Here is a 23,171-nt window from a genome sequence, read left to right on the forward strand (position 1 = left end):
CCTCCTTGCGGGCAACAAAGGAATAATCAGCTGGACTCCGCGCGCGGGAGGCTGACATCTATTTCGGAATGACTGATGAAATAGAATTTTGGGAGGCAATTTACGATGATGAGTTCAATTTATTCGGGGGTTTCCGGTCTTAAAGCGCAGCAGACGAAGCTGGACGTGATCGGCAACAATATCTCGAATGTAAGCACAATCGGTTACAAATCGCAAACAGTAAGCTTTGCCGACTTATTGAGCCAGACAATCAGCGGTTCCACCGCCGCCAATGCCGCCACCGGCGCCAGCGGCACCAATGCCAAGCAGATCGGCACCGGGGTAGCTGTCGCCTCGACCTCAACCAATATAACCACAGGCAGTACCCAGTCAACAGGCAACTCCAGCGATGTTTCCATCAGCGGCAGCGGCTATTTTATCGTCCAGGGCGGCAGCAGCGGCGAGTATCAGTTTACCCGGGCCGGTAATTTCGGCGTAGACGCCAGCGGCAATCTTACGGTAAACGGGTATACCGTCTGCGGCTGGCTGGATTATAGCGAAAATGCCGACGGCACTTATACTTACAATACCCAGACCAGTGTGGAACCGATCAACATATTTTCGGACAGCTATACCGGCAATAAAAAGATCAGCGCCCCGGCCGCTACCGCCACGGCCACTGTCAGCGGCAGCGTAAACTCCGGGGCCGATGCCCAGGCGGCGGCGGCAACCATCGGCAGTTCCGCCAATGCCACCCTTAACGCCACCGGGCTGACAGCGGTAACTGATGATGCCGGCAGCACCTTTGCCGGCACGATTACGGTAAACGGCACCAGTGTCACCATTGCTGCCGGCGATACGGTGCAAACCATCATTGACAACATTAATGCCGCAGGGGCCGGCGTCACTGCGGCCTGGAACAGCGGCGACGGCGCCAACGGCTATATCCAGCTGACCTCCACCGCTGCCGGCAGCACGGCCGCTGTGGAATTAGGCGGCACCAATGACACCCTGGCCAAGCTGTTCGGGGCCATAGACGGCACTACCGACACAACCAGCACCAGTGTAGCGGCAGCAGGCACCGACTATGACAGCAGCAGTCCTGACGCAACGACAACACTGCAGGTCTATGATTCCCTGGGCAATAGCTATGACGTGCTGGTGAATTTATATAAATCGCAGGTGGCCACAGCGGACGGCCAATCGGTAACAACCTGGTACTGGGAAGCGGCAACTGCCGATACGGGGCTGAGTCTAAGCAATAACAGCGGTACGATTGCCTTTGATGGCAATGGCAAAATTGTGGACAATGATACCTATGATACGTCATTTACCCTGAATCTGACGCCCGCCAACGGGGCTGCGGCCGCCGCCGTTACCCTGGATTTATCCTTAGTAAGTTCCTATGCCACCAGCAGCAGCGACAGCCTGACTAATACTACCGACGGGTATGCCTCAGGCACCCTGGAGGACTTTGCTATCGGCACCGACGGCATCATCTACGGGACCTACAGCAATGGCCAGACCGAGCCGCTGGGTATGATTGCCCTGGCTACCTTTACCAATCCGGCCGGTTTGGAGAAGATTGGCAACAGTTTATATGTCACCAGCAATAATTCAGGCAATTTTACCGGCGGGGTGGTGGCGGGGACCAACGGCACCGGGGCCTTGAGCGCCGGGACGCTGGAGATGTCCAATGTGGATTTGTCAGAGCAATTCAGTGAAATGATGATTACCCAGCGGGCCTATCAGGCCAGCAGTAAAATAATCAGCGCAGCCGATGAGTGCCTGAAAGCTGCCATTAATATGGTCGGTTAGCCATGGGATCAACATTTGGCGGATATAGCATAGCCCTTACGGGTATGAGAGTGAACCAGACAGCATTAACAGTTACCAGCCATAATATAGCCAATGTGGATACGACCGGTTATTCCCGGCAGACAATAGCCCTGACAGAGACTGTCAATGACCCGGGCAGCAGCAGTTCGACCGGTACCGGGGCGACTGTGGCCGAGATAAAACGGGCCCGCAGCCAGTTGCTTGACAACACCTACCGCCAGCAGAATACCGCAGTTGAGTATTGGGCAAGCAAAAGCGGCATGTTGGACTATCTCCAGGAAATACTGGCTGAGTTCGCTGCCGATGACGGTTCGGCTGACGACGGCCTGCAGCAGACGATCCAGAATTTTTTTGACAGCTGGGATAATCTGGCTTCAGACCCCAGCAGTGTCACCACCCGGCAGTCCGTAGTGGAGAATGCCGCTTCCCTGCTGGATACGCTCAGCCAGATTGACGAGCAACTGCAGTCCCTGCAGGCCGACGCGTGTACGGCAGCAGGCGATATTGTTGATGAAATTAATGCAATTGCCAGCCAGGTTTCAGTCTTAAATGTGCTGATTGCCAAAGCCGAAGCCAACAGCGGCGAAGCCAGCGATCTCAGAGATCAACGCGATGACCTCTTAGATCAGTTATCGGCTTATACAAATTGCAGTACGCAGGAAGCCAGTAGCGGCATGGTGTCGGTGTTTATCGGCGGCGTGGCCCTGGTAAGCGGAGCGAAGGCCAATAGTTTAAGCATCAGCGGCGACGGTTCGGCCGACAATCCCTTGCAGGTGACCTGGACAAGCACGCAAACTACCGCAAAAATTAGCGGCGGCTCTCTGCTGGCCTGCCTTGAGGACGCCGATCAAAGCGGCTTTGAAGCGATCAGCGATACGGATAATTACAACTTTACCGCCACGGCAACCAGTTCGATCAGTACGCTGCGGCAAGGGTTAAATGACCTGATTACCACGCTTGCCGACAAAATTAACGCCCTCCACAGTACCGGGACGGACCTTGCCGGCGATGCCGGCCTCGATTTCTTCGTCGTGGTGGATGACAGCGAGCCTTTGAGTATCAGCAACATCCAGATAAACCCGGAAATCACGGCCGATGTGAATAAACTGGTGGCCGGTGCCAATGGTGAGGCCGGTGACAATACCGTTGCCAACGCCATCAGCAGCCTGCTTGATGAAAAGCTTTTTCAATTCAATGGCTTATCGCAGGATCTTACCGGTTTCTATCAAGCGATTATTGCCTGGGTGGCAACCGCAGGGAGTAATGCCACAAGCGCCTATGAGGTATATTCCACCCTGGCCACCCAGGCTGATAACCAAAGGCTGTCCATTTCATCGACTTCACTTGATGAGGAAATGGCTAATATGATTAAGTATCAAACAGCCTATAGCGCCGCCTCGCGGGTATTAAGCACGATTGATAACCTGATAGGCGGGATGATTGAAGAATTAGGATGACAGGGGGTGGGTGAATGGCTTCCACATTTGCCGGTTTGAGTATTTCCACCCGGGGGCTGCTGACCAGTGCAGCGGCTTTGGCGGTTACCAACAATAATATCAGTAATGCCAATACTACGGGTTATTCCCGCCAGATAGTCAATCAGCAGGCCGTGGGGCCTGCTGCCGTCTATAACGGTAACTATGTCGGCGCCGGTTCCGAGGTTACCTCGGTTACGCAGATCCGCAACTTCCGGCTTGACCAGAAATACTGGCGGGAAAACGGGCAGCTGGGCGAGCTGCAGACCAAATCCGACATGCTGAGCCAGGTTGAAGCGGTTATGGGGGACACGGACGACAACTCGCTCAGTGCGGTTATGGAGGATTTTTATGCGGCCATGGAGGATTTGGCCTCAGACCCGACCAGTTCGGCAACCCGGGCGGCCATGAAAGAGGCCGGGGTGGCGGTCTGCGAGTATCTGAATACCGTATCGGCCCAGTTATCGCAGCTTAAGGCGGATGCCAATGCAGAGATCAAGACAGCAGTTGATCAGATAAACGCTTATGCTACCCAAATAGCCGAGTTGAATGCGAAAATCCGCATAGCAACCGCAGCCGGTTCCTCGACCAATGAACTGGAAGATCAACGGGCACTGCTTATTGATCAGTTGTCCGGCTTAGCGGACGTTGAGGTTACCAAGACTGTTGTTGGCACATTGCCGAATGGTGCGGATGATGTCAAAATATCTGTTTCCCTAAGCGGCAAAACACTGGTCAGCAATGACCAGGCCAAGCAACTGGAATGCTATGAGAACGAAGAAGGGGTGTACAGCATCCGCTGGCAGGATACCGGCGCCGATTTTGAACCGGCAGGCGGCCAGCTAAAAGCCTATTTTGATTTACGGGATGGCGATGGCACCGGCTCCCAGTATAAAGGGATCAGCTATTACAGCAATCTGCTGGATCAATTTGCCGCTACCTTCGCTGAGGCGTTCAATACTGTCCATAGCGGCGGCTATGGCCTGGATGGTTCAACCGGGGTTGCTTTCTTCGCCGCCAGTGATGCCGCCGCCGGTATTACGGCCGCTAACATCTCCATAGCGGCGGCGGTGCTTGCGGATACGGATAAAATTGCCGCTGCTTCCGCGGCTGACGGCGGCACCGATAATAATGAAAACATGAACGCCCTGATCGAATTATGTGAAGAAGGCAAAATGTTTGGCAGCAGTACGGCCGGAGATTTTATCAATTCCATCGTTTCGACCCTGGCAACCGCCAGCGAGCATGCCCAGACCATGACCAGCAAACAGAGTTCTTTTGTTACTAATATTGACACCCGCCGGCAATCGGTGTCAGGTGTTTCCATCAACGAGGAGACGGCCAATCTGACTAAGTATGAAGCGGCGTATAACGCCTCGGCCCAGATGATCAGTGTTTGGCAGGCGATTTATCAAACGACTATCAATATGGTCAATACCGAATAAAGGGAGGGATATGGTGCGTATTACGAACAGTATGATGACAAATGCCTCTGTCCGGAACATTAATAAGAATATGGAACGGCTGAGCAAGGCGCAGACGCAGGTATCGACCCAGTCCAAGATCCAGCAGCCGTCCGATGACCCGGTGGTGGCGTCACGGGCTATCCGCTATCGCAGTTATGTTGCCAGGGTCACCCAGTACCAAAAAAATGTAGACTATGTCACCTCCTGGCAGAAAGTGACTGACAGCGCAATGAGTGACCTGAGCGACATTATGCAGCAAGTCAAGGAATTAGTAGTCAAGGCGTCTTCGACGGGAACGCTTAGCAGCAATGATCTGTCAGCCATTAAGGAGGAGGTTGTCCAGTTGCAGCAGTCGGCGATTGATGCGCTCAATACAACCTATGGCGGGCGGTATGTTTTTGGCGGTTATGCCACCGCTGTGGCCCCTTATTCGCTGGATAGCGATGGCAATGTACTGTTTAAGGGCCAACTTGTCGGTGATTTTACCGACAATGGCGAAGCACAGGCCATCCAGGCCAACATTGGTTACGGCGCCAGTGTCGCTGTCAACATGGAAGGGCAGAATGTAACCGGTACGGGTGAGGACAACCTGTTTGCCACCTTTGCCAATGTCCTTGCCGGGCTGGACAGTGGCGACGCGGAGGAGCTGACAGGCTGCCTGGATGATATTGAGGCTAATTTTGATACCATTCTGGCCGCCCAGGCCGACCTGGGGGCGCGTATGAATTATGTAAATATGGTGGGCAACCGGCTTGATAACGACTATACAACCTATAAAAAACTAATGAGCGATAATGAGGATGCTGATGTAGCCGAGGCCAGTGCTGAATCGGCCACAGCTCAGGTTGTGTATGAAGCATCCTTGTCGGTCGGTGTCAAGGTAATGAGTAAATCGCTGCTGGATTATCTGGCATAAACCGGGCAGCAACAAAGGAGGGAGCTTCATGGCCAGTTCCAGCGGGACTGTCACGACAACCACGGTTAATGGCACAACAAGGCTTACGGGGTTGTCGTCCGGTATTGACGTAGATTCTATTGTTGAGCAGCTTATGACGGCTGAGAAAAGTAAACTAAACCGGCTTAATCAGCAGGCGCAGCTGCTGGAATGGAAACAAGAGGCCTATCGTGAGGTAATCAGTGATATCCAGACTTTCGCCAATACCTATTTTAATGTAACCTCTGCCAGCAGCATTATGCGCAAGAGCACCTTTCAGGCCTTTTCCGTTACCAGCAGCAGCAGTGCCGTTACCGCCGCTTACAGCAGTGACGCGGTTGCCGGTTCGCACTCGGTAACCGTCAGCCAGCTGGCTACGGCGGCGACCAAGCAGACCAGCGGCCGGCTGTCAAAAGACATTGAGGGAACGGCGGCCGCCGATTATACGGCAGCGGCCGGAAAAAGTTTTGTTATGACGGTTGACGGCACAGAGTACACGATTGACCTGGCGGCAACGGCAACGGATGCTGACGGGCTGCAGGCCGCCGTTGATACCGCTGTCGGCACCGGCAAGGTAACGGTCACAGCTGATGCTGACGGCATCCTGACAATCGCTGCGGCTGACAATAGCGGCGTCCAGTCAATCGTTGTCAGTGATGCGGACAGTAACAGCGCTTTAAGTGACCTGGGCCTGACCAGCGGGGCGGCAAACCGGGTTGATACCGCCAGCACGCTGGCGGAGCTGGCCGCCACGATGGCCGGCAGTTTTGCCTTTGACAGTGATGGCCAGGTGGCCTTATCGATTAACGGGGTTAGTTTTACTTTTGATCAGGATGTGACGCTGGCGGAGATGATGACAGAAATCAATGACAGTGATGCCGGCGTAACCATGAAATATGATGAGCTTGCCGATCAACTGGTGCTGACGGCCGATAAGACGGGGGCCGGCAATACCCTGGTAGTGACTGAGACCGGCAGCAGCTTTCTTACTGCTGCTTTGGGCCAGGAAACCGTGGCCGGGGTGGACGCCAAGCTGACGGTGGATGGGGTCAGCCTGACCCGCAGTTCCAATACGGTTACGGTTGACGGCATTACCTATACCCTGAACAAGGTAACGACTGAGGCGGAAGTAGCCACTGTCAATGTGACCCAGGACGTCGATGCGGTTTACAATAACATTACCAGTTTTGTTGATGCCTATAATGAGTTGATCAGCTCGTTAAACAGCCTGCTGTCAGAAACCTATGATTCTGACTATCCGCCGCTGACCGACGACCAAAAGGCGGAAATGTCGGAGGACGAAATAGAAAGCTGGGAGAAAAAGGCCAAGGTAGGATTGCTGGCCGGGGACACAACCATGCGCAGTTTTTTGAGCAATATGCGCAATGCGATCATTAACTCTGTTGCCGGGCTTTCCACCAGTATCACCAGCATTGGCATCACCACCGGCACCTATGATGAGAAGGGTAAGCTGTATGTTGACGAAGACACGCTAAAAAACGCTATTCAGAGTGAGCCGGAGAGTGTAATGACCTTGTTTACGCAAACCTCTGCCAGCTATCCCGGCACCACATCGGTGCGCAAGCTCAATGCCAGTGCCAGGGCGATACGCACCAGTGAAGAAGGGATTGCTTACCGCATCTATGACATCCTCCAGGATAGTATCTCCACAATCAGCGACAGTCGCGGCAATAAAGGGCTGCTGCTGGAGAAAGCGGGCATTGAAAACGACTCCTCCAATAGTGACAATATGCTTACCGAACAGCTGGAAGCGCTGCAGAAGCGGATTACTAAAGAAGAAAACAGACTGGACGATAAGGAAGACCAGCTTTATGCGCAGTATACCACCCTGGAGACCTATATCAACACCATGAATGCTCAGCTGTCGGCTTTGTCTTCCTATCTCTCGTCTTAACAGGAGGCGGACCGGATGCTTTACAAAGACAGCAAAGAGCTATTAGGCAGGAAACTGGCAATTATCAAGAAGCTGAATATCAACGCCGAAACGCAAGGCCGTTTTGTCCGCAGGCGGGAACTGCGGGGGCTGAACCGCCTGCTCAGAGAACGGGCGGTGTTGATTGACGAACTGGTCGCTGTCAGCGACAAGCTGCAAGGCAATAACCACTGGCAGTACTCGGCCGAACTGCAAGCAATGGCGGCGGCTATAGAAACGGAGCAAAAAGCGGCCCTGACTGTTTGTGACCAGGTGCTGAGGGAAGCGCTGGTCGAGCATCGGCAGATTGCGGCTGAACTTAATAATCTCAAGGTACTCCGGCAGGCTAAAGGCCGCTATCTGCATCAGTGGACCGTAATGGCGGCAGGGGCCAATTTTAATGCCAAGGGCTGAACAAAAATCTCACTTCCGCGCGAAGTGAGATTTTTTGTCCGGCCTTTATTTATCTGCCGCAACGGAAAAACTCCCCGCTTCTAAAGAAGGGGGAGTTTCGTGCTGTTACTGTTTATTTCAGGAGCGACAATACTTGCTGGGGCAGCTGATTGGCCTGAGCCAGCATGGCGGTGGCGGCCTGGTTCAGGGTGCTCAGCTTGGTGTACTCGGCCATCTCGGAGGCCATATCCACATCGCGAATGCGGGATTCGGCCGAGGTCAGGTTTTCACTGGAGGTTGTCAGATTGTTGATGGTGTGCTCAAGGCGGTTCTGCACGGCGCCCAGCTTGGAACGCTCAGCCGAAACGGCGCTGGTAGCGGCATCGATAACGCTGATTGCCGCTGTCGCTTTGTCGGCGCTGGAAACGTCAAGGGCATATTCGGTATTGGTATCTGAGGTTCCGTCAGTTACTTCCGATACGGCTTTATATGTGGCGATTACATCATTACCATCATTGTCCTTAACCGTAACCGTGCCGCCGGAGGTGGTCGAAGACACCAGCAGGGCCTGGGAACGCATGTCGTTAATGCTGAGGGACATGGTTTGTCCGGTATTGGCGCCGATCTGGAAGGTTGCTTTGAAGGCTTCCTGCACGCCGCCGTCTTTGACGGTAATGCTGTTGCCGGCTTCCCCCTTATAGTCGCTGCCGGCGGTAATGACCAGGGTGTCGGTGGCAGTAGTGTCCTGACTGAGGACAACACCGTCAATCTCGGTGCCGATCTGGGCGACGATATTTTTGACAAGCTCGTCGGCTTTGTCCGTATACGTGCCGGCGGCCAGGGCTGTGCTGATATTGACGCCGATGGCGCTGCCGGTGTAGGCGCCGTCATCGGCATTGTAGAACTCAATCTGCGTGCCGTTGATGGTCATGCCTGTCCCAACCAGGGCTTTGATGTTGGCATCGGTTGTAGCTGCATCAGTCTCTTCCAGAGAAGAAAAATCAATTGTTTTCGTTGCCTGGGTGTAGGTGGTGGTGCCGACACTGGCGGTGGCACCAGTCAAAGCAATACTACCGGTTGCAGTGGCGGCGGCAATATTGCCTTTGGCGCCGTCCAACGTGCCGCCATCATCAGTTTTCACTGCAGTAATGGTTACAGCATCGCCTGTAACTGAGACGGTGTAATTGCCTTTCAGCGTGCTGTTGGCGTTAATCATTTCCTGTAGAGCGCTGCCTAAACCGGTTGCGGTAGTATCCGCATCGGGCGAAGCATCAATAGCCACACTGGCGCTGTTGGCAGTCACGTCATAGCCGGTATTGTCGGCAGTGCTGGAGCCGCTGGCTGTAAAGGTAACTGTCAATGCCTGGCCGTTGATGGTAAATGTGGCGGTGTCGCCGGCAGCGGCAGCGGTTCCAACTGTAGCTGTCTGGGTTGCCTGCGTATAGACGGTTTCCCCTGCAGTGTTACCGGTTCCCACTCCCAAGGTTCCGTCCGTAACCAGCTTTGTTGACGTCAGATTTGTCTGGCCGTCCCCTTTTAACAGGTTTTTCGTATTAAATTCAGTCGTATTGCCAATGCGGTTCAGTTCTGAGGTTAACTGGGTCATTTCATCCTGCACGGCAGTGCGGTCATCATCGGTTAAGGTGTCAGTCGAAGCCTGGACGGCCAGCTCGCGCATCCGCTGCAGGATACTGGTGGATTCGTCCAGGGCGCCTTCCGCTGTCTGCACTAAGGAGATGGCATCCTGGGCATTGGCGCTGGCCTGATCGAGACCGCGGATCTGGCCGCGCATTTTTTCGGAGATGGCCAGGCCGGCGGCATCATCGGCGGCGCTGTTGATGCGGTAGCCCGAGGACAGTTTCTCCAGGGACGAGTTCATGAGGCTGTTGTTTTTGTTTAACTGATTGTAGGTGTTCAGAGCGGACATGTTGGTGTTGATAACCATTCCCATAATAAAATTCCTCCTTGAATTTTGTGTGTTAGCATCCGTGCCGGTTTAGCAACGGGGGAAAGCGGTGATTCACTCCTTTCGTATTTGTCTGCTATTTACATCGCCCCCGTTTGTTTGGCAAATGTTTATTAATATATTAAAAAAATGTTGGAAAACCGAAAAAGCAGCTTGAGGAAAAAGAAAAAGCCACCGGCGCGGGGCCGGTGGCCTGGAATGATGGTTGGCAGTCAGGGCTGGGGCGTTAATTGGCGGTGCCGGCCGCTTTGTCTTTGGCATATAAGGAATAACCGACACCCCAGATTGTTTTCAGATTAGGCAGGTTAAGCTTTTTGCGCAGATAATGAATATAGAGATTTACGGTGGTAAACTCCGCCTCCGAATAATAGCCCCATACCTTCTGAATAATCTGTTCTTTGGTCACTACCCGATCATAATTGCGGATTAAGAGCTCCAGCAGCTGCGATTCCTTCAGGGTGAGCTGAATCACCTCGCCGGCCTTTACTACCTGGCAGCGCATCGGGTTGAGCACCAGATCGTCGGCAGCCAGCACATTTTCCGTCAGTTCTTTGCCGCGGCGGCGGGAGAGGGCCTGCAGCCTGGCCAGCAGTTCAACCGAAAAAAACGGTTTGATTAAGTAATCGTCGGCGCCGGCATTCAGGCCTTCGGCCCGGTCGTCGGGAGAATCCTTGGCCGTTAGAAAAAGTACCGGCGTATCGTGGCCCAGACTGCGGAACTCTCTCAGGACAGTCAGGCCGTCCTGATAAGGCAGCATCCGGTCCAGGATAATAATGTCATACACCCCCGTGCAGGCCATATCAATCCCTGTCTGGCCGTCCAAAGCCGCATCGACCACATAACCGTTTCTTTTCAATAAATGGGATAACGAGTCTACTAATCTACTCTCATCCTCTACTAACAGCAGTTTCATCCAAAACATCCTTTTCATGCCACAACCTTGTGAATGATTCTCCGTCCCTGGATGTTTTTACTTATTTTGTTACCGGGAAACAGGGCTTTTATTATGCATCAGCAGCAAGCTCATGTAAGACAACTTCCTTTACGGCCACAACCTTGTGAAAGATTTTCCTTCCCTGGATACTCTTGCTAATCCTATTCTCGCAGATATTTATTGGAAATTTGTTTGGTTTCATAAAATATCTCTGTTAAAATAAATAAACAGTTAATATTTATGCCTTTACGGCGGCCGGAAGGAAAAGAAAAAATAAGCGTCTATCCCCGGGGGATAAACGCTTATCACTGACAAGCCATAAAAATATCAACGAATTAATTAAACATTGGCTGCTTACAGACGGCTTGCAAAGGGCAAGACCGCCTACAGTTCATTACGTTGTTGGCCATGCTATTTCACCATATAAGGTTGAATTTTTTCCTGCAGATGGCTCCAGGAGCGTTTGGAGAAGACAACCGGCAAGGAAGCCTCTTTCGCTTTGCGTTTAATTAATTCGGCGATATTATGGGATATGTAATCTGTTATAACCAAGACCAGATCCGTATTTGCCGGTATCTGAATATCCTCAGAAATCCGTTTGCGGCCTTTAAAATGCAGCAGCGTCTTGACACCTGCTTTGGAGAGATTGGAAGGTATATTGCCTAATACATCGGCACCTACGATAAACACTGACATAATATCACTCCTATCAATTGAAAATTATTCTCATTCTCAATTACATTATAGTGGACTTAGAGCCTCACGTCAATAGGACAATAGTGCTATATTAAAAAAATTTAGTCATAGATTTTAGGCAGGGCAGCGGCTGCTGTTGGCTGTTGCGGATTGTCGCTTGTTTGTTCGACGGCCACCAGTTTTACATCTGTCTGATAGGTAAGCGGCAGGACGCTGGCAACTTCAAAATAGGCGTCGGCATAATTGGCGGCAATGACCGGTTCACCGGTTTCCCGGCCGTCGATGATAACGCGGTAGATTGGCATCTGTTTTTTCACCTCCCTTAGTAGTTTGCCCCGTTTAATGGCTAATCCGCCATTGACAAAAATGTCCAAGAAAAGTACAATGAATACGTAAATTCTTCTACCAGCATGCTGATAGCGTGCTTTTTTTCTTATCAATTAATATAGGAACGGGATAACTAATGATTACAGTACGGGAAAAGGTCAGATTTGTTGAAACCGACATGATGGGAGTGGTGCACCATGCCAACTACTTTCGCTGGTTTGAGATGGCGCGGGTGGAGTATTTGCGGCAGGCCGGGGTATTGCTTAACGATCTAATGGCTGAGGATATCGTTTTTCCCATTACCGATGTGGAGTGCAAATATCGCCTGTCAGCCAGGTTTGACGATTATATACTTATTGAAGCGGTACTGGACGAGGTTTCCAAAGTAAAAATGGTGTTTACCTACCGGGTGCTGCGCGAGCATGACGGCGCCCTGCTGGCTACAGGACGCACGCAAAATGCCTTTACCAACAGGCAGGGGAAGATTGTCCGCCTGCCGGACCGCTATTTTAAAAAAATAAGCAGCCTGCTGCCAGCTAAGGGTTGATGATAAGGATGCATCAATCCCCGTCTTTTGCATATTATATATGGCGCCAAGGGAGACTAACTTGATAGGAGGTGGCGTCATGGGCGATAATGCGCCAATCGGGATTTATGATTCCGGGCTAGGCGGGCTGACGGTGGTCAGAGAGGTGCTCAGCCTGCTGCCTGGAGAAGATATAATATATTTTGGCGATACTGCCCGTACCCCTTATGGCTCACGGCCGGCAGCAGAAATTTTGGGGTTTATGCAGGAGATTCTGGCTTTTTTTTCGGCGCAAAAGATCAAAATAGCCATAACGGCCTGTAACACGATGACGGCCCTTGGTCTGGAGCAAGCCCAAAAGAAGTATCCGTTTTTGCTGATCGGAGTGAACAATGGCGCAGCGGCCGCTGTGGCAGCCAGCCGGAACCAGCATATCGGGGTCATTGCCACCGAGGCGACCATCAATAGCGGCAAACATGCCCGGGCCATTAAGGCCGCCGCGCCGGCGGCCCGGGTGGTGGCCCAGTCCTGTCCGCGCTTTGTTCCCCTTATCGAGCAGGAGAAACTATCCGGACCGGAGATAGAAACCGCAGCCCGTACGTATCTTAAGCCCCTTACCGACAGCGGGATTGATGCGCTGATCCTCGGTTGTACCCATTATCCGTTTATCAGCCCACTGATCCGGGAGATTATGGGACCTGGGGTTGTCCTTATCGATCCGGCCCGGGAAACGGCAGCCGAGGCGCGCACTCTGCTGGCCCATAACGACAAGCTCGCTACCCGGGCGCGGGGACGGCTGCGGTTGTGCTTTTCAGCCGACCTGCCGCGGGCGGAACGGGTAGCGGCCTGCGCTATCGGTTTTCCCCGGGCTCCTGGCCAGGTTCCGGATTTTGAACTGGTTCATTTGCAGGATTATTATTCAAAAGTTTAAAATACAAGGGTTTCCTTGCCGATACCCGATGCGGAGGCACTAGTATGGAAGTTTTAGCTGTTTTACTGATTCTTGTGGTAGGTGCAATTGTTGCTATATGGCTGTATATTGCCAAGCAGGGGGATGCTCATTTCCAATTTATTGTTGATCAGCGTACTGATTTTACTCTTACGGAAATTACTCAGGCGGCCGCAACCTTTAAGGCCACGGTGCCATTTGTTAATAATGGCACGCAGGATGGTACATTAATGGATGTTTTTCCCCGTCATTTTTTGCCGTGCGAGCAATTTGACGCCGTCGATACGGATGTCCGGCTGACGCTGGACAGTGCTAACCGCAGTGACGGGTACTGGGAAGCTTACATTGTTCCTTACAATACCGGCGGGGCCGTTATTGTAACCGTAACCTTCACTGCCAAGGACGGCAACATCCGGGAGGCCCTTACGGATATGGTGGATATGCCGATTGATATTATTTTTCAGGTAGTCGCCCGCAGCCCCTGGTATATGGATAAAAACCGGCTGGTTATGACCGCGGCTGAAATTCACAAGGCTCTGGCCGCCGGGCAGCAGGCTGCAGTCAGATAGGGGGAATAGATATGACAGAGCAGGCACTAGAGCTAAGACCGGTGCCAACCCGGATTCTTACAGACAAGGATGATATTGTTGATATAATCGAGCACTATGCACAAGCCGATATTGGCCCCAATGACGTTGTATCGGTGGCGGAAAGTGTTGTGGCGATTACGCAGGGACGGGTTGTGCGGCCGGAAGATATTAAGCCGTCGCTATTAGCCCGGATACTTTGCCGCTTTGTGCCGCAGAAAGGCAGTTTGTCTTCCGTATATGGCATGCAGTCGGCGATGAATGCCGAAGGCAGCTTCCGGGTTGCCTGGGCTATGTTCCTGGGTATGCTGGGCAAACTGGTAGGCAGGCACGGCCTCTTTTATGAGCTGGCCGGGGAGCAGGCGGCCCTGATTGATGATGTGACCGGTACGATGCCGCCCTTTGATAAGCATTTAGTATATGGTCCGGCTGACCCTGACGGTGTGGCTGAAGCCATCAAACAACGTCTGGGCTGTTACGGGGCGGTTGTAGCCGATGTCAATGATCTCAAGCGGGCGGCCGTACTGGGGGCTACCCGGGGACTTGAACCCAAGGAGATTGCCAGGATACTTATCGATAATCCGTTCGGTAATGCCAGTCAAAAGACACCGATTGTGATTATCAAAAACTACGGCTTAGCCGCCCAACAGGCAACAGGACAATAATTTTGGTTTTGACAGTAAACAGAGGGTAGGCAGACTATCCTCTGTTTTAAATATCTGTATGCCAGGCCGGTGCTGGTCCTTGTCACCGGTGGCGCCAACATACCAATAGGAGATGTGATTGTTATGGCCCGCATCGGCATTACGACTACTGTGCCGGTCGAGATTATTCTGGCCGCAGGGCATACCCCGGTTGACTTAAACAATATATTCATTACCAGCCCCGAGGCCGGGCGGATGGTGGAAACAGCCGAAGAGGCCGGTTACCCCCGGAATATTTGCGGCTGGATAAAGGGATTATATGCTGTTGTGGTTAATAAGGAACTAAATGCCGGTTTTGGCGGCATTGACAAGGTGATTGCCGTTACGCAGGGGGACTGCAGCAATACCCATGCGCTGATGGAGACCTATGAACTGGCCGGGGTCGAGACGATTCCCTTTGCCTATCCCTTTGACCGTGATTACGACCTGTTAAAGCTGCAAATGGAGAAACTTATGGCCGTCCTGGGGACAGACTGGGCGGCGGTTAACGCGGTTAAAAAGCAGTTGGATCAGCTCAGGCTGAAGGTGGCAGAGATTGACCGGCTGACCTGGCAGGCCAATACGGTCAGCGGCTTGCATAATCACCTGTATCAGGTGAGCTGCAGTGATTTTAACAGTGATGCCGGCGCTTTTGAACAGGATGTGGACAGGTTTCTGGCTGTGACCGGCAATGCGAGTGAATATGCGGACGAGCTGCGGCTGGGATATATCGGCGTGCCGCCAATTTTTACCGACTTATACCCTTATCTGGAAACGATGGGGGCCCGGGTGGTCTATAATGAGGTGCAGCGGCAGTTTGCCATGCCGTTTGCCGCCGCCGATATTGTGGAGCAATACCGGCTGTACACCTACCCCTATGGTGTATTTGGGCGGATTAAGGATATAGAGGCCGAGATCGAGCGCCGCAACCTGGACGGCATCATTCATTATGTGCAGAGTTTTTGTTTCCGGCAAATTGAGGATATGATCCTGCGGGAGAAACTGGCGGTGCCGATTCTAACAATTGAAGGCGATAAACCGGGGCGGCTTGACGCCCGGACCAGACTCCGGCTTGACAGCTTTCTGGAAATGCTGCGGTAAGCAGGTAAAGGAGGAATAGTATGCGGTGCGGCATAGATTTAGGCAGCCGCAGTGTTAAAGTGGTGGTTATGGCCGACGGCGCGCGGGAACCGGCCGCTGCCACTGTGTATGAGACGGCTGCATTCTACCGTGAGTACGGTCACCGGACGGCCAGCGGTTTGGCGGTGGATTTTGCCGCCCTTGGCCTGCCGGCGGTAACCCGGCTGACGGCCACCGGTTATGGCCGCAATACCATCAATATTGTGGGCGCGACAGTCATTCCGGAGTTGAAAGCGCATATGCTGGGCGCCATTGCCCAAACCGGCCTGAATGATTTTACTTTGCTGGATTTAGGCGGTCAGGACAGCAAGGTGATCAAGGTGCGCAACAGCCGGATGGTGGATTTCCAGACTAACGACAAGTGTGCGGCCAGTACCGGACGCTATCTGGAAAACATGGCGGCGGTGCTGGGGATTGGCCTGGAAGAGCTGGCCGGCTATAGCGAGCAGCCGGTCGAACTCAGCGCCACCTGCGCCATCTTTGGCGAATCCGAGCTGATTGGCCGGATCGTGGAGGGGTTTAGTGTGGCTGAGCTGGCGGCCGGCGTCAATTATACGATCTACAAGCGGATAAAACCGATGCTGAGCGCCCTGAAAAGCGATACCGTCGTTTTTACCGGCGGCGTGGCCTTAGGCGGGGCAATCAAGCGGTTTATTACCCGGGAAATGGGAGTGGAGGTTATCGTGCCGGTCTATCCCCAGCTTAATGGGGCAATTGGCTGTGCTGTGTATAAATAGCCGGCCGCAACGGTTGGGAGGCGAACATTGTGCTGTTGGGAATTGATGTGGGAGGAACCTTTACCGATGCCGTAATTATTGCCGGCGGCCAGATCATGGCGTCAGGCAAAACGCCGACAACGCACCCGGATTTGTTAAGCGGCGTTGTGACTGCTATTGATAAGGTGCTGGCTGGCCTTGGCGGGAGCCGGATCGAACGGGTGGCATTATCGACAACGATTGTGACCAATGCCCTGATCGAGGGGACAACCGACAAAGCGGCCTTGCTGCTTATGGCCGGGCCGGGGCTTAATCTCACCGGTCTGGTGCCGGCAGCGCCTTATTTTCTGTCAGGCTATACCGATCATCGCGGCCGGGAGCAGGCGGCACCTGACCGGGCCGAGGTCGCTGCCGCCTGCCGGGAGTTAAGCGGGACTGCCGCAGCGGCCGTGGCCGGCAAGTTTGCGGTGCGCAACCCGGCGCAGGAACAGCTGGTAGCCGGCTGGGTGGCGGAAGAGCTGAACCCGGCCTGTATATCACTGGGGGCTGAGGTCTCAGGCTCGTTAAATTATCTGCGGCGAATTAATTCGGCTTATTATAATTCAGCCGTATGGCGAATCTTTTCCCGTTTTGCTGCCGCCATTGAAACGGCGCTGGCTGAGCGGGGCGTTACCGCGCCTGTGTACATCCTCAAGGCGGATGGCGGCACGCTGCCGCTGGCGGCTGCCAAAGCCAGGCCGGTCGAGGCTATTTTTACCGGCCCGGCAGCCAGCGTGCTGGGCATTATGGCCCTGGCGGCGCCGGCCGGCCCTGTCCTGTCGCTGGACATCGGCGGCACAACCACCGATATCGCGTTATGGCAGCACGGCGTCCCGCTGCTGGCGCCAGGCGGAGCGGCTGTGAACGGCTATCCCACGGCAGTACGCTCGTTTTGGCTGCGGTCGGTGGGGATTGGCGGCGACAGTTATGTCCGCCGCGAACAGGGCAGCCTGGCGGTCGGACCGATGCGCTGCGGGCCGGCGATGAGCAACGGCGGTCCGGAACCGGCTGTCGCCGATGCATTGCGGGTGGCCGGCCTGATTGACTATGGCGACCCGGCGCTGGCCCGGCAGGCGATGATCCGGGTGGCGGCAGACGGCCAGACACCGGCAGACGCTGCCTGGGAAACACTGCGGGCGGCCACAGGCATTGTGTGCCGGACAATACGGGCGCTGTTGGCTGAACAGGCGGCCAAACCGGTCTATAAAGTGGAGGATATTATGGCCGGCGAAAGCTATCGGCCGGAGCTGGTTATCGGCGTGGGCGGCGCCGCCCTGGGGCTGGCGCCGCTGGTGGCCGAGCAGCTGGAACTGCCGTGGCAGGTGCCGCCGGGATATATGGTGGCTAATGCCGTGGGGGCGGCGGCAGCCCGGTCAACGACGGAAATTACCCTGCGGGCGGATACGGCCCAGGGCTTTTATACTGTGCCCGAGCTGGGCATCAAGCGGCCGGTTGATAAGAGGAATTTTACATTGCAGGCGGCCTGGGCGGCGGCGGCAGTCCATCTGGGCGAACGGGCGGCAGCCGGCGGCATGGCTGAGGCGGCGGTTCACAGTGAGCGGATCTACGAGGAAGAGTTTAATGTGATCCGCGGGTTCGCCACCATTGGCAAGATTATGACCTGCAGGCTGCAGGCAGCACCCGGTGTCTTGATGCCGGTGCGGGCGCGGGAGGCGGGATTATGAGCGGAAAATCGTTAGGACTGGTTTTTTTTCCGGCTTTTGACTGGGCGATAACCCCGGCTCATCCGGAACGGGAAGAGCGCCTGTTGTATACCCGGGACCAGATTGTCGAGGAAGGGCTGCTGGATTTGCCCAATATTAAGGAATTCCGGCCGCAGCTGGCCCGCTTGCAGGATGCCGAGCGGGTCCACATTGGTGTGCCGGGGCTTGCTCAGCTGATTACCGACGCTCACCTGGTGTCGGCCGGTGGGGCCATAACCGCCGCCGAGGCGGTTATGCAGCGGGAAGTAACCAGCGCCTTTGCCCTGGTGCGGCCGCCGGGGCATCACGCCATGCGGGTGGTCCATGGCACACGGGGTTTCTGCACTATCAATATAGAAGCCGTTATGGTAGAATATCTCCGACGCCACTATGGCCTCAACCGAGTGGCGATTGTCGATACTGACGTTCATCACGGTGACGGCACCCAGGATATTTTTTACCATGATCCGGACACACTGTTTATATCCCTGCATCAGGATGGCCGCACGCTGTATCCCGGGACCGGGGCCATGGCTGAGCTTGGCAGCCCCGGCGCCTTCGGCGCCACCGTTAACATCCCGCTGCCGCCGGGCACCACGGACCAGGGGCTGCATGTTGTGCTGGATCAGCTCGTGCTGCCGATGCTGGAAGATTTTAAGCCGGACATAATTATCAACTCAGCCGGTCAGGATAATCATTACAGCGACCCGCTGGCCAATATGGCGATTACCGCCCAGGGTTACGCGCGGCTGACGGAAAAGCTGCACGCCGATATTGCCGTGCTGGAGGGCGGCTATGCCATCGAAGATGCCCTGCCTTATGTAAATACCGGTATTATCCTGGCCATGGCCGGCCTGGACTACAGCCGGGTGGTGGAGCCGGACATTGCCCGCTGCCCGCGCCAGCCGGAAACCAATACCCGGTATATTGCCAAGTTGGTGGACGAATGGCGGGAAATCTGGCAGCGGCGGGCCGAACTGAAGCGTGAGGCTGTTGCCGGCGCCGGAGAATGTTGGCAGCGCCGGCGGAATATCTACTATGACGACAGCGGCATTCAGGAGCAGCAGCTGGAAACCGTACGGCAGTGTCCATTCTGCCAGGGCTATCAGACTGTGGCTACTCAGGCTGCCAGCCGGACCGGCAGCAGGTCGGCTTTTGCCGCCATTATTCCCCGCCACAGCTGCGGCGCCTGCCGGCGCCAGGCTCAGGCCGCCGTCCATAATGCGAAAAAAGACGGCCGGCACGACCACTACTACCTTCAGGATAAAGAGCAGGATACACTGGCAGAAATCTGATAAAATATCTATTCTTTGAGGAGGTCATTATGACCAGAACAGACGGACGGGCAGTGAACGAACTGCGGCAAGTCAACATTACCCGCAATTATTTAAAATATGCCGAAGGCTCGGTGCTGGTGGAGTTTGGTGATACCAAGGTCATCTGTGCCGCAACGATTGAGGATAAAGTGCCGCCCTTTTTAAAGGGATCAGGCGAGGGTTGGGTGAGTGCTGAATATGCGCTTATGCCGCGCTCTACCCAAAGCCGTAATGTGCGGGAGGCCGCCAGGGGCAAGCTGACCGGCCGCACTCATGAAATCCAGCGGTTAATCGGCCGGGCCCTGCGGAGTGTCATTGATCTTAAGGCCCTGGGGGAAAAAACCATATGGCTGGACTGCGATGTTGTGCAGGCCGACGGCGGCACCCGGACAGCAGCTATTACCGGTTCCTTTGTGGCGCTGGTTGACGCTGTCAACAGCATTTGGGGCGAGAGTACCAAGCCTTTTCCGGTGAAGGACTTTTTGGCGGCCGTCAGTGTCGGCATTCTGCCGGCCGGCGTTTATCTGGATTTGTGCTACAGTGAAGACTCCACCGCAATCGTGGACATGAACCTGGTTATGACCGGCAGCGGCCAGTTTGTCGAAGTCCAGGGAACCGGTGAAAAAGGAACCTTTACGCAGGCCCAGTTAAACGAGCTGCTGGCTGTCGGCGGTCAGGGCATCGAGCAACTGTTGGATATCCAGAAGGAAACACTGGGCAAGCTGGCCTGGAAAGTGGGGCGGGAGGGATAACAAATGCCGCAGGCAATCAAAGAAATTGTTGTTGCCAGTAAAAACGTCGGCAAAGTGGCTGAATTTAAGGTGGCGTTAAGCAGCCTGCCCTACCGGGTGATAGCCTTGGCCGAGTTAGGCAGTTTTCCCGAGGCGCCGGAAAACGGTCTGACCTTTGCGGAAAACGCCTGTGCCAAAGCGCAGTTTTACGCCCGGTTGACAGGTAAACTGTGCCTGGCTGACGACTCGGGCTTGGAGGTCGATTACCTAAGGGGGGACCCGGGCGTTTATTCAGCCCGGTATGCCGGCGATCATGCCGGGGATAAGGCTAACAATAACAAGCTGCTTGCCAATCTGGCCGGCGTGCCGGCGGCAAACCGCAGCGGCCGCTTCCGCTGCGTGCTGGCTCTCGCTGATGCCGACAAAGTGATTCTCACCAGCGAAGGGGCAGTGGAAGGCGTTATTCTCGCTGCTCCCCGCGGCACCCAAGGCTTCGGTTACGACCCGCTGTTTTGGCTGCCCGCATATGACCGGACGCTGGCGGAGATGAGCCATGATGAAAAAAATGCCATCAGCCACCGGGGCCGGGCCATCAGAGAATTGGTTAAACAACTGGCGGCGCCGGCAAAATGAGAATCGGCGTTGTCAGTGACAGTCATGGCGACGCCGGGGTGCTGCACCGGGTGATTGGCAGCGCCGGCACGGTTGCGTTTTGGCTGCACGCCGGCGATTACTACCGGGACGGGCAGCGGCTGGCTGAGCTGTCCGGCCTGCCGGTGACCGGGGTGGCGGGTAATTGTGACCGGACCGCTGCCGTACCTGCCGATGAATATATTGAAGCGGCCGGCAAGAAAATCTGGCTGACCCACGGCCACCGGCATGATGTAAAATATGGTGTCGATGAGCTGGTCTGGTGGGGCCGGCAATACGGTGCCGATATCGTGGTTTTTGGCCATACCCATATTCCGTACAATCACCGCCATCGCGACATCCTGCTCTTTAATCCCGGCAGTCCGGGAGCGCCGCGGGGCGGGTCGCCGCCAAGCTACGGCATCTTAGAGATTCATACTGATGGTAGTGTTGAGGGAGTTATCAAAGAATTATAGCCTTGCCGGCCGGCAGGGTTTTCTTTTTGCACTTACCCGACCGCCGCTGCATATAGTAGTACACAGCGGTGCCATAAGTATGGGAGGTGAACGGAGATGGAAGGAGCTGGTGTTGGCATTCGGGCCTTGTCCACCATTGTCGACGGGATTTTGCTGGCGGTGATCGGCGGGGCCGTCGCCGCGGCCCTCGGGGGAGCGCACTATCTATGGTCATTAGTTATCGGCTTTTGTTACTACACCTATTTTGAAAGCAGTTATGGGGCAACTCCCGGCAAAATGCTGTGCGGCCTTAAAGTTGTGAAAGCGGACGGGTCGGCCTGCGATCTGCGGTCGGCAGCTGTCCGTACTGCCTGCAGGCTTATTGACGGTCTGTTTTTCTATTTTATCGGTGCGGTGCTGATCTGGACCTCGGTGAATAATCAGCGTCTGGGGGACCGGCTGGCCGCTACGCTGGTGATTAGAGTACTGTAAATTATCCGCTAAGCCGGCAGCGATAACACGCGAATATATAAGGCATAATAAAGGGCAGAGCGAGTTCTGCCTTTTTATTATGCGTTCTCCCGGTGGCTGCCGCCCGGAGGCGCCGTGACCATGGCAGAAGAATTGGCAGAGAAGAGAGAAAAATACGAATTTTTTCTCTGTGTGATGGATTTTTTGCTAGAATGTTCTTGATTTTTGACACATGCTATGGGATAATAAGAGTGTAAAAGAAAATTGGATTAATCCATTAATCCAATTAATTAGGGATGATGGCTGTGATTGTACAAAAACTTGGCGTACCGATTTACCTGCAAGTGAAAGCGCACATTCTGGACAAAATAAAGACAGGCTGCTACAAACCCGGCGACAAGCTGCCAACAGAACGCCGGTTGTCGGAGCAGCTTGGCATTAGCCGGAATACGGTCAGCGCCGCTTACAAAGAACTGCTGCTGGAGGGGGTGCTTGAGGCCCGGCAGGGGCGGGGAACTTTTGTACGCGAGCAGGCGGCCGATCCCATGACGGCCGGTGCCGATATCGCCGGCAGCAGGCTCGAGCGGGCGCTCAAGGTGATTGATGCGGCTATGGTGCAGGCAGTGGAATTTGGTTTCACGGTGGAGCAGTTTGCGGCGCTTGTCGCTATCCGGGCCAAAGAAAGGGAGTTTGCCGTCAGAGAACTCAGGGTCGCCGTTATCGACTGCACCCTTGAATATGTGGAGCGGTTTGTGGCGCAGCTGGGGCAAGTGGCCAAGGTTCGCTTGGAAGCGCTTACGCTGGCAGAGGTACTGACAGGAGCTGTGAAGCCGGAGTTTCTTGCCGCCTGCGATTTGATCGTGACGACAATGGAGCATCAGGCGGCGGTGGCTGAACGCCTCGGCGGCAGCAATAAACTGATGGCTGTGGCTACTACGCCGAACCTTGAGGCCGTAATCAAGCTGGCCCGTCTACCGGCAGGCACAACCGTGGCTGTTGTTGCCAAAACCCCGGAATTTGTCACCGCCTTAAACCGGCTGCTGGTCAAAATCGGCTGCAGCGGTATTACGCTGAACTCGTGCGTTGGCCGGGTCGGGGAGCAGGTAAAGCAGTGTATTGCGGATCACAGCGTGGTTGTCGCCGCTGACTCGATGCAATCTAGCGTGCGCCAGGCAGCAGGTGCGGCACAGGACATCATCACCTTTTATTATGAAATCGACCAGGGATCACTCCAACAGGTTGTTAGCCGGTTGGTTACTGAGTCCGATAAAGCAAAGGAGTAG

The 23,171-nt window shown here is 54.6% G+C and carries 23 protein-coding genes; 19 read left to right on the forward strand and 4 right to left on the reverse strand.

All coding sequences use genetic code 11. From position 1 onward, the window contains the following. The first annotated feature begins 105 nt into the window (after window positions 1-105). From ACZ481_RS08430 to ACZ481_RS08455, 6 genes are read left to right on the forward strand one after another with little or no spacing between them, the layout of a single operon-like run. The gene (locus tag ACZ481_RS08430; RefSeq protein WP_464769706.1) at window positions 106-1,797 is read left to right on the forward strand and encodes a flagellar hook protein FlgE; all 1,692 of its coding nucleotides are present in this window, start codon (window positions 106-108) and stop codon (window positions 1,795-1,797) included. 2 nt (window positions 1,798-1,799) lie between these two features. After that, window positions 1,800-3,275: a flagellar hook-associated protein FlgK gene (gene flgK / locus ACZ481_RS08435; RefSeq protein WP_464769707.1), complete on the forward strand. Its 1,476-nt coding sequence runs from the start codon at window positions 1,800-1,802 to the stop codon at window positions 3,273-3,275. Between the two features lie 14 nt (window positions 3,276-3,289). Continuing rightward, window positions 3,290-4,738: a flagellar hook-associated protein FlgK gene (gene flgK, locus ACZ481_RS08440; RefSeq protein ID WP_464769708.1), complete on the forward strand. Its 1,449-nt coding sequence runs from the start codon at window positions 3,290-3,292 to the stop codon at window positions 4,736-4,738. 10 nt (window positions 4,739-4,748) lie between these two features. Next, window positions 4,749-5,675: a flagellar hook-associated protein FlgL gene (flgL, locus tag ACZ481_RS08445; RefSeq protein WP_464769709.1), complete on the forward strand. Its 927-nt coding sequence runs from the start codon at window positions 4,749-4,751 to the stop codon at window positions 5,673-5,675. A gap of 28 nt (window positions 5,676-5,703) precedes the next feature. Then, window positions 5,704-7,608: a flagellar filament capping protein FliD gene (gene fliD, locus ACZ481_RS08450; RefSeq protein ID WP_464769710.1), complete on the forward strand. Its 1,905-nt coding sequence runs from the start codon at window positions 5,704-5,706 to the stop codon at window positions 7,606-7,608. Between the two features lie 15 nt (window positions 7,609-7,623). Beyond that, window positions 7,624-8,040, forward strand: a complete 417-nt coding sequence (locus tag ACZ481_RS08455) for a hypothetical protein (protein WP_464769711.1) — start codon at window positions 7,624-7,626, stop codon at window positions 8,038-8,040. A gap of 112 nt (window positions 8,041-8,152) precedes the next feature. Here the strand turns inward: ACZ481_RS08455 and ACZ481_RS08460 are convergent, their stop codons facing one another. From ACZ481_RS08460 to ACZ481_RS08475, 4 genes are all read right to left on the reverse strand, one after another. After that, entirely contained in the window at window positions 8,153-9,970 is a 1,818-nt protein-coding gene (locus ACZ481_RS08460) for a flagellin N-terminal helical domain-containing protein (RefSeq protein WP_464769712.1), read from the reverse strand. 241 nt (window positions 9,971-10,211) lie between these two features. Next, entirely contained in the window at window positions 10,212-10,898 is a 687-nt protein-coding gene (locus ACZ481_RS08465; protein ID WP_464769713.1) for a response regulator transcription factor, read from the reverse strand. Between the two features lie 432 nt (window positions 10,899-11,330). After that, complete coding sequence (locus ACZ481_RS08470; RefSeq protein WP_211367480.1) at window positions 11,331-11,615, reverse strand: DUF2325 domain-containing protein; 285 nt, start codon at window positions 11,613-11,615, stop codon at window positions 11,331-11,333. Between the two features lie 101 nt (window positions 11,616-11,716). Next, entirely contained in the window at window positions 11,717-11,989 is a 273-nt protein-coding gene (locus ACZ481_RS08475; protein ID WP_464769714.1) for a hypothetical protein, read from the reverse strand. Window positions 11,990-12,078: 89 nt separating this feature from the next. Between ACZ481_RS08475 and ACZ481_RS08480 the strand changes: the two genes are divergently transcribed. The 13 genes from ACZ481_RS08480 (at window position 12,079) to ACZ481_RS08540 (ending at window position 23,171) form a co-directional block, all read left to right on the forward strand. Continuing rightward, window positions 12,079-12,489: an acyl-CoA thioesterase gene (locus tag ACZ481_RS08480; protein WP_464769715.1), complete on the forward strand. Its 411-nt coding sequence runs from the start codon at window positions 12,079-12,081 to the stop codon at window positions 12,487-12,489. Window positions 12,490-12,568: 79 nt separating this feature from the next. Beyond that, the gene (gene murI, locus ACZ481_RS08485; RefSeq protein ID WP_464769716.1) at window positions 12,569-13,399 is read left to right on the forward strand and encodes a glutamate racemase; all 831 of its coding nucleotides are present in this window, start codon (window positions 12,569-12,571) and stop codon (window positions 13,397-13,399) included. 44 nt (window positions 13,400-13,443) lie between these two features. Further along, entirely contained in the window at window positions 13,444-13,986 is a 543-nt protein-coding gene (locus ACZ481_RS08490) for a hypothetical protein (protein ID WP_464769717.1), read from the forward strand. Window positions 13,987-13,997: 11 nt separating this feature from the next. Next, entirely contained in the window at window positions 13,998-14,669 is a 672-nt protein-coding gene (locus ACZ481_RS08495) for a coenzyme F420-0:L-glutamate ligase (RefSeq protein ID WP_464769718.1), read from the forward strand. Between the two features lie 123 nt (window positions 14,670-14,792). Next, a complete protein-coding gene (locus ACZ481_RS08500; protein ID WP_464769719.1) occupies window positions 14,793-15,788 on the forward strand; it encodes a 2-hydroxyacyl-CoA dehydratase family protein in 996 nt (331 codons plus the stop codon). Window positions 15,789-15,808: 20 nt separating this feature from the next. Continuing rightward, window positions 15,809-16,564, forward strand: a complete 756-nt coding sequence (locus ACZ481_RS08505; RefSeq protein WP_464769720.1) for an acyl-CoA dehydratase activase — start codon at window positions 15,809-15,811, stop codon at window positions 16,562-16,564. A 29-nt stretch (window positions 16,565-16,593) separates the two neighbouring features. After that, entirely contained in the window at window positions 16,594-18,267 is a 1,674-nt protein-coding gene (locus ACZ481_RS08510; RefSeq protein ID WP_464769721.1) for a hydantoinase/oxoprolinase family protein, read from the forward strand. Then, complete coding sequence (locus ACZ481_RS08515; protein WP_464769722.1) at window positions 18,264-19,580, forward strand: histone deacetylase family protein; 1,317 nt, start codon at window positions 18,264-18,266, stop codon at window positions 19,578-19,580. The genes ACZ481_RS08510 and ACZ481_RS08515 overlap by 4 nt, the downstream gene beginning before the upstream one ends. Before the next feature lie 29 nt (window positions 19,581-19,609). Then, window positions 19,610-20,353 carry a ribonuclease PH gene (rph, locus tag ACZ481_RS08520; protein ID WP_464769723.1) on the forward strand — a complete coding sequence of 248 codons (744 nt, stop codon included), beginning with the start codon at window positions 19,610-19,612 and terminating at the stop codon, window positions 20,351-20,353. A gap of 3 nt (window positions 20,354-20,356) precedes the next feature. Then, window positions 20,357-20,965, forward strand: a complete 609-nt coding sequence (locus ACZ481_RS08525; protein ID WP_464769724.1) for an XTP/dITP diphosphatase — start codon at window positions 20,357-20,359, stop codon at window positions 20,963-20,965. Beyond that, window positions 20,962-21,438, forward strand: coding sequence for a metallophosphoesterase family protein (locus ACZ481_RS08530; protein WP_464769725.1), 477 nt, complete (start codon window positions 20,962-20,964; stop codon window positions 21,436-21,438). Before ACZ481_RS08525 ends, ACZ481_RS08530 begins: the two co-directional genes overlap by 4 nt. 96 nt (window positions 21,439-21,534) lie before the next feature. Beyond that, window positions 21,535-21,909: an RDD family protein gene (locus ACZ481_RS08535; protein WP_464769726.1), complete on the forward strand. Its 375-nt coding sequence runs from the start codon at window positions 21,535-21,537 to the stop codon at window positions 21,907-21,909. Between the two features lie 284 nt (window positions 21,910-22,193). Further along, the gene (locus ACZ481_RS08540) at window positions 22,194-23,171 is read left to right on the forward strand and encodes a GntR family transcriptional regulator (protein ID WP_464769727.1); all 978 of its coding nucleotides are present in this window, start codon (window positions 22,194-22,196) and stop codon (window positions 23,169-23,171) included.

The organism is Sporomusa intestinalis (assembly GCF_055383785.1).

What these genes read in the sequence shown, in the direction of transcription:
- ACZ481_RS08465 (WP_464769713.1), bottom strand. Translation starts at nt 10,898, where the DNA reads ATGAAACTGCTGTTAGTAGAGGATGAGAGTAGATTAGTAGACTCGTTA.
- murI (WP_464769716.1), top strand. Translation starts at nt 12,569, where the DNA reads ATGGGCGATAATGCGCCAATCGGGATTTATGATTCCGGGCTAGGCGGG.
- ACZ481_RS08480 (WP_464769715.1), top strand. Translation starts at nt 12,079, where the DNA reads ATGATTACAGTACGGGAAAAGGTCAGATTTGTTGAAACCGACATGATG.
- ACZ481_RS08530 (WP_464769725.1), top strand. Translation starts at nt 20,962, where the DNA reads ATGAGAATCGGCGTTGTCAGTGACAGTCATGGCGACGCCGGGGTGCTG.
- flgL (WP_464769709.1), top strand. Translation starts at nt 4,749, where the DNA reads ATGGTGCGTATTACGAACAGTATGATGACAAATGCCTCTGTCCGGAAC.
- flgK (WP_464769707.1), top strand. Translation starts at nt 1,800, where the DNA reads ATGGGATCAACATTTGGCGGATATAGCATAGCCCTTACGGGTATGAGA.
- ACZ481_RS08470 (WP_211367480.1), bottom strand. Translation starts at nt 11,615, where the DNA reads ATGTCAGTGTTTATCGTAGGTGCCGATGTATTAGGCAATATACCTTCC.
- flgK (WP_464769708.1), top strand. Translation starts at nt 3,290, where the DNA reads ATGGCTTCCACATTTGCCGGTTTGAGTATTTCCACCCGGGGGCTGCTG.
- rph (WP_464769723.1), top strand. Translation starts at nt 19,610, where the DNA reads ATGACCAGAACAGACGGACGGGCAGTGAACGAACTGCGGCAAGTCAAC.
- ACZ481_RS08505 (WP_464769720.1), top strand. Translation starts at nt 15,809, where the DNA reads ATGCGGTGCGGCATAGATTTAGGCAGCCGCAGTGTTAAAGTGGTGGTT.
- fliD (WP_464769710.1), top strand. Translation starts at nt 5,704, where the DNA reads ATGGCCAGTTCCAGCGGGACTGTCACGACAACCACGGTTAATGGCACA.
- ACZ481_RS08460 (WP_464769712.1), bottom strand. Translation starts at nt 9,970, where the DNA reads ATGGGAATGGTTATCAACACCAACATGTCCGCTCTGAACACCTACAAT.
- ACZ481_RS08500 (WP_464769719.1), top strand. Translation starts at nt 14,793, where the DNA reads ATGGCCCGCATCGGCATTACGACTACTGTGCCGGTCGAGATTATTCTG.
- ACZ481_RS08430 (WP_464769706.1), top strand. Translation starts at nt 106, where the DNA reads ATGATGAGTTCAATTTATTCGGGGGTTTCCGGTCTTAAAGCGCAGCAG.
- ACZ481_RS08515 (WP_464769722.1), top strand. Translation starts at nt 18,264, where the DNA reads ATGAGCGGAAAATCGTTAGGACTGGTTTTTTTTCCGGCTTTTGACTGG.
- ACZ481_RS08535 (WP_464769726.1), top strand. Translation starts at nt 21,535, where the DNA reads ATGGAAGGAGCTGGTGTTGGCATTCGGGCCTTGTCCACCATTGTCGAC.
- ACZ481_RS08490 (WP_464769717.1), top strand. Translation starts at nt 13,444, where the DNA reads ATGGAAGTTTTAGCTGTTTTACTGATTCTTGTGGTAGGTGCAATTGTT.
- ACZ481_RS08525 (WP_464769724.1), top strand. Translation starts at nt 20,357, where the DNA reads ATGCCGCAGGCAATCAAAGAAATTGTTGTTGCCAGTAAAAACGTCGGC.
- ACZ481_RS08455 (WP_464769711.1), top strand. Translation starts at nt 7,624, where the DNA reads ATGCTTTACAAAGACAGCAAAGAGCTATTAGGCAGGAAACTGGCAATT.
- ACZ481_RS08495 (WP_464769718.1), top strand. Translation starts at nt 13,998, where the DNA reads ATGACAGAGCAGGCACTAGAGCTAAGACCGGTGCCAACCCGGATTCTT.